Below are 3,237 nucleotides of genomic sequence, written 5' to 3' on the forward strand. Positions count from 1 at the left end.
ACACGCTGATCAACAACACCTTTAGCAGTATCGATGTTCATTTTTTTCACTAACACTTCAATATCTGAATGTTTCATTCTTCTCACCTATGCTTATATTTTTATTTTAATTACAACTGGGTCCTTTATGCATTAAGAATCATCATCACGAATAGAAGACGGGTGACGATTCAAAGGCATTACCTTAATATCCATATAAGGAAAAAGAGGTAAACCTTGAAGTAAATCATGCAACGCTTCATTACTTTCAACATCAAAGATGCTGATATTCGAGTATTCTCCAGAAATTCTCCACAAGTGACGCCATTTACCTTGACGTTGCAATTCTTGAGAGTACTCCTTTTCTTTTAACTTAATTTTATTGATTTTTTCCTCATCAATATCTAATGGAATATTTACGTCCATACGTACATGAAAAATCATAGAAACCTCCAAAGTAAATTTAATAATTATTTAAAACGTAAGTTATCAATTTTGCTTTCATCTAGCTCAATCCCAAGGCCTGGGGTACTTGGAATTGTTAGCTCAAAATTCTCATACTGAAGTGGTGTTTTTAAAATTTGCTCGGTCAGCAATAAAGGGCCAAAAAGCTCCGTGCCGTAGGCAAGATTTTCAAAGGTGGAAAATACGTGAGCTGAAGCTATCGTACCGACAGGCCCCTCAAGCATTGTTCCACCGTACAGATCGATCCCTGCAAGCTTGGCTAGATTGCCAACTTCACAGCTTTCTAATAACCCACCCGACTGCGCAATTTTTACCGCAAACACTGAAGCAGCATTACGTTTAGCCAGCGTGTAAGCTGATTCAGGGCCTTTTAATGATTCATCGGCCATAATGGCAATATCAAACTTACGTGTCAGGCGCGCCATGGCATCATCGTTATACACAGTACAAGGCTGCTCAATAAGATCCACCCCACCCTTTTGCAGTAGATCGATACCTTTATTAGCTTCCAACTCTGTCCACGCCTGGTTAACATCCACGCGAATAGAAATATTCGCGCCTAAGGCCTGTTTAATAGCCAACACATGTTCAACATCGTCTTCTACCGTACGTGAACCTATTTTAAGCTTAAAAACATTGTGCCTTTTCGCTGCAATCATCTGCTGTGCTTCAGCAATATCTTTGTCTGTATCACCAGAGGCTAAAACCCAAAGAACCGGAACGCTATCACGCAAACGCCCACCGAGCACCTCACTTAAGGGCAACCCCAAACGCTGGGCATGAATATCCAATAACGCAGTCTGAATGGCGCACTTAGCAAAACGATTGCCTTGAATATTGGTTTTAATGGCGAGCAAGATGTGCGCTAAGCTGGCTGAAGGTAAAGATTTCATGAGCGGCGCAAAATAGTTATCAATATTGGTTTTGATGCTTTCGGGGCTTTCTTCACCATAACCTAAGCCACCAATAGTGGTAGCTTCACCCCAACCAACCAAACCATCATCAGCAGTAATCTTTACAAGGACCAATGTCTGCGTATGCATGGTGGCAACCGCCATCTTATGTGGCCGAATAGTTGGGATGCTCACCAATATTGTTTCTATATCTTTATACATAATCTATCCGTATAAGTTGCTGTGCTTTTCTACTGCCTATACTCTAGTAGAAAAAATTTACGGCTGTCTAAGACTCATTCAGTATCTTTTCATACCTAAAAGGTATCCAGTCATGGAACTTAAGCATTTGCAGTACTTTGTTGCAGTTGTAGAAGAACAAAGCTATACGAAAGCAGCACAACGTCTTTTCATTTCACAACCCCCATTGAGTCGTCAAATTCAAAATTTAGAAAATGAATTGGGGATACAACTCCTTGAACGCGGCAGGCGGCCCGTAAAAACAACAGAAGCCGGACAATTTTTTTACTTACATGCTGTTAAGCTTTTAACTCAGGCAAAAGAAATAAAATCGATGACACAGCGAGTAGGTAACGCAGAAAAAACACTTGCGATTGGCTTTGTTGGCTCTCTGCTCTTTGGTCTACTGCCAAAGATCCTCTATTTATTCCGCCAACAACAACCGCAGCTTAAAATCGAACTCAAAGAGATGAATACCAAACTGCAAATTGAGTCATTAAAAGAAGGGAGCATAGATGTGGGCTTTGGTCGTCTGAGAATTTCAGATCCCGCTATACGTCGTATTTTATTAAGAAATGAACCACTCGTCGTTGCTGTTCATGAACGACACCGTTTCTCTCAGGCTACAGATGGCTTACATTTGTCTGATCTGATTCATGAGAATATTTTGATATTTCCTAACCACGCTAAACCAAACTTTTCCACACAAATTCGCAATCTATTTTATGAGCATGGCCTTGATCCTTCGCACTTAACTGAAGTGCGTGAGGTTCAACTTGCCCTAGGTTTAGTTGCAGCTGCTGAAGGGATGTGTATTGTTCCAGAAAGTGCTAAAGCGATTCAGATCCCTAACGTTATATTTATTCCTTTATTAGACAAGGCTGCTGTAAGTCCAATTTTCTTGGCTGCACGTCACATGGATGAGAACCCAAATATACAGTCAATGCTCGATTCTGTTTACCAAGTATATGATCAAGAATCCATTGCATTTATTAAAAAAACACTCTGAACTTATTTATACAAACCTCACAGGTTTTCATCGTGCCATCACAACTACATTGACTTGAGCAAGTGCACAACACTAGAAAATCGTTCTCTGCGCACTTGCTCTAACTTTCAAACAGCTTGCTACATGCCATTAACTTCTACTCGCTACGAACCGAACCCATGAAGACTTTGCACCGTCTTTATTGAGGCGTCATATAAAAGTCAAAATCAGCTGTCCACTCTGTATTTTCATGAGCCTGAAGACTGTATTCCAAAATCAATGAATCTTTTACACCAAAAACAGAAGCTGACATCAAGTAGGTATCACCAGCAACAAAAGTATGAGTAACAATACGTTCAAACTGTGGATGATTGAGCATAAAATGCATATGTGCAGGTCGCCAAGGATACCGCCCTAGAGCACTTAACATCTCCCCCATAGGCCCGTCGTCAGAAATAGGGTAAGACACAGGTTTAATCCCAGTGAACCAATAACGGCCATCTACTCCAGTGATAAACACGCCACGATTATTCCAAGTAGGCTGTTCACTAGGCTGCTGCACATCGTAAAAACCTTCACTGTTATCAGACCATACATAGACCTTTATTTTGGAGATTCCTTATGGTGCAGAGCATGACCGCATTCGCTCGCGTTGAGCAAAACGGAGCTTACG

At 40.9% G+C, this 3,237-nt stretch carries 4 protein-coding genes; 1 reads left to right on the forward strand and 3 read right to left on the reverse strand.

The features are described from left to right. Positions 1-131 precede the first annotated feature (131 nt). Together catC and Q0017_RS13535 are read right to left on the reverse strand one after the other, a co-directional pair. Positions 132-422, reverse strand: a complete 291-nt coding sequence (gene catC, locus Q0017_RS13530; RefSeq protein ID WP_298147932.1) for a muconolactone Delta-isomerase — start codon at positions 420-422, stop codon at positions 132-134. 26 nt (positions 423-448) lie between these two features. Then, positions 449-1,558, reverse strand: a complete 1,110-nt coding sequence (locus Q0017_RS13535) for a muconate/chloromuconate family cycloisomerase (protein WP_298147935.1) — start codon at positions 1,556-1,558, stop codon at positions 449-451. A gap of 112 nt (positions 1,559-1,670) precedes the next feature. Between Q0017_RS13535 and Q0017_RS13540 the strand changes: the two genes are divergently transcribed. After that, on the forward strand, positions 1,671-2,585 hold the full coding sequence (locus Q0017_RS13540; RefSeq protein ID WP_298147938.1) for a LysR family transcriptional regulator: 915 nt from the start codon (positions 1,671-1,673) through the stop codon (positions 2,583-2,585). Between the two features lie 178 nt (positions 2,586-2,763). Here Q0017_RS13540 and Q0017_RS13545 read toward each other — a convergent pair whose 3' ends face one another. After that, positions 2,764-3,180 (reverse strand): hypothetical protein, encoded by a 417-nt coding sequence (locus Q0017_RS13545; RefSeq protein WP_367277124.1) that lies wholly within the window; start codon positions 3,178-3,180, stop codon positions 2,764-2,766. Positions 3,181-3,237 lie beyond the last annotated feature (57 nt).

Source organism: uncultured Acinetobacter sp. (assembly GCF_947624825.1).
Lineage (GTDB): Bacteria > Pseudomonadota > Gammaproteobacteria > Pseudomonadales > Moraxellaceae > Acinetobacter.

Bases quoted from the DNA above. Each gene is read 5' to 3' on its own strand.
- catC (WP_298147932.1), bottom strand. From the start codon at position 422: ATGATTTTTCATGTACGTATGGACGTAAATATTCCATTAGATATTGAT.
- Q0017_RS13535 (WP_298147935.1), bottom strand. From the start codon at position 1,558: ATGTATAAAGATATAGAAACAATATTGGTGAGCATCCCAACTATTCGG.
- Q0017_RS13540 (WP_298147938.1), top strand. From the start codon at position 1,671: ATGGAACTTAAGCATTTGCAGTACTTTGTTGCAGTTGTAGAAGAACAA.